Annotated in this window: 2 rRNA genes; both read right to left on the bottom strand. The window is 50.1% G+C overall.

The annotated features are described in order from the left end of the window. Positions 1–282: ribosomal RNA gene (locus CIB29_RS18860) — 23S ribosomal RNA — on the bottom strand; the annotation flags it as partial. Between the two features lie 495 nt (positions 283–777). After that, positions 778–2296 (bottom strand): 16S ribosomal RNA (locus CIB29_RS05685). Positions 2297–2404: the final 108 nt, after the last annotated feature.

Raw genomic sequence — 2404 nt, forward strand, 5'->3', positions numbered from 1 at the left:
ACCCCTGGTTTGGCCTTTTCCCCTTTCGCTCGCCACTACTTAGGGAATCGATGTTTCTTTCTTTTCCTCCGCCTACTTAGATGTTTCAGTTCAGCGGGTATTCCCCCGCATAGCTATGGATTTACTATACGGTGACCGGATATTGCTCCGGCCGGGTTCCCCCATTCGGATATCTGCGGGTCTTAGGCTATTTGCGCCTCACCGCAGCTTTTCGCAGCTTATCACGTCCTTCTTCGGCTCCTAATGCCAAGGCATCCACCCTGCGCTCTTTCTAGCTTGACCATTTGTTTTAGTGTGGAGTGGGAAGTGGATAGTGGGGAGTTCCCTCCTCCAGTCCTTACTTCCTTATCCTTCACTTTTTGAACATTCTGGTGTTCTCCTGTTTTTAGAATTATATGAGTAAAGTTTTCCTTTGAAATTACAGTGTAATACAGTGTTCTCCACTGCAGTTACCCTATGATCTTTTCCTCATGTCTTTACATTGTTTAGTTTTCAAGGTACATTGTCAGTGAGGAGTGTGGAGTGATTAGTGGGGAGTTTCCCCTTCTGCTACTCTGCACTTCTACACTACTATTGAAAAACCTTTTATTAGCTTCATGCTTTCATGGGTAATGGTTTTCTCCCCACTCCCCACTATTCACTGTCCACTAATGAATTGGTCTTTCAAAATTAAACAGCGTAAGCGTTCTCAGACATTACTTATCGTAATGTATCGACCATAGGATTCGTTCCTTACTTTAATAATTATTAATTATTAATTGGAACTTCTCTCCTTAGAAAGGAGGTGATCCAGCCGCACCTTCCGATACGGCTACCTTGTTACGACTTCACCCCAATCATCGGCCCCACCTTCGACTGCTGCCTCTTCCGTTAGCTCACAGGCTTCGGGTGTTGCCGACTCTCATGGTGTGACGGGCGGTGTGTACAAGGCCCGGGAACGTATTCACCGCGGCATGCTGATCCGCGATTACTAGCAATTCCGACTTCATGTAGGCGAGTTGCAGCCTACAATCTGAACTGGGACTGCTTTTGGGGATTTGCTCCACCTCACGGTCTTGCTTCCCTTTGTTGACAGCCATTGTAGTACGTGTGTAGCCCAGGACATAAGGGGCATGATGATTTGACGTCGTCCCCACCTTCCTCCGATTTGTCACCGGCAGTCTCGCTAGAGTGCCCAACTTAATGCTGGCAACTAACAACAAGGGTTGCGCTCGTTGCGGGACTTAACCCAACATCTCACGACACGAGCTGACGACAACCATGCACCACCTGTCTCAGTGTTCCCGAAGGCACTCCCCTATCTCTAGAGGATTCACCGGATGTCAAGCCCTGGTAAGGTTCTTCGCGTTGCTTCGAATTAAACCACATACTCCACTGCTTGTGCGGGCCCCCGTCAATTCCTTTGAGTTTCAACCTTGCGGCCGTACTCCCCAGGTGGGATACTTATTGTGTTAACTCCGGCACAGAAGGGGTCGATACCTCCTACACCTAGTATCCATCGTTTACGGCGTGGACTACCAGGGTATCTAATCCTGTTCGCTCCCCACGCTTTCGCGCCTCAGCGTCAGTTACAGTCCAGGAAGCCGCCTTCGCCACTGGTGTTCCTCCTAATATCTACGCATTTCACCGCTACACTAGGAATTCCGCTTCCCTCTCCTGCACTCAAGATATGCAGTTTCAAATGCAGCCCCGGGGTTGAGCCCCGGTATTTCACATCTGACTTGCTTACCCGCCTACACGCCCTTTACACCCAGTAATTCCGGACAACGCTCGCCACCTACGTATTACCGCGGCTGCTGGCACGTAGTTAGCCGTGGCTTCCTCCTTAGGTACCGTCATCTTTCGTCCCTAAAGACAAGAGTTTACGATCCGAAGACCTTCTTCCTCCACGCGGCGTTGCTGCGTCAGGGTTTCCCCCATTGCGCAATATTCCCCACTGCTGCCTCCCGTAGGAGTCTGGGCCGTGTCTCAGTCCCAATGTGGCCGGTCACCCTCTCAGGTCGGCTACTGATCGTCGCCTTGGTAGGCCGTTACCCTGCCAACTAGCTAATCAGACGCGAGGCCATCTTATACCGGATTGCTCCTTTGGTCATCACGACATGCGTCCTGATGACTTTATGCGGTATTAGCACATCTTTCGATGTGTTATCCCCCTGTATAAGGCAGGTTCCTCACGCGTTACTCACCCGTCCGCCGCTAAGGTATCTTAGGTTTCCCTTCAATACCTCCGCTCGACTTGCATGTGTTAGGCACGCCGCCAGCGTTCGTCCTGAGCCAGGATCAAACTCTCAATATATGTTCACGGTTCACAGGTCACGGTTCACTGTTCACTGAACCTCTTCTGTCAACCCAATCTGTTCCCCGTTATATATTAATCGTTCAATTTAGCTCATAAACTATTACT

The sequence above is a fragment of the Petroclostridium xylanilyticum genome, assembly GCF_002252565.1.
GTDB lineage: Bacteria > Bacillota > Clostridia > SK-Y3 > SK-Y3 > Petroclostridium > Petroclostridium xylanilyticum.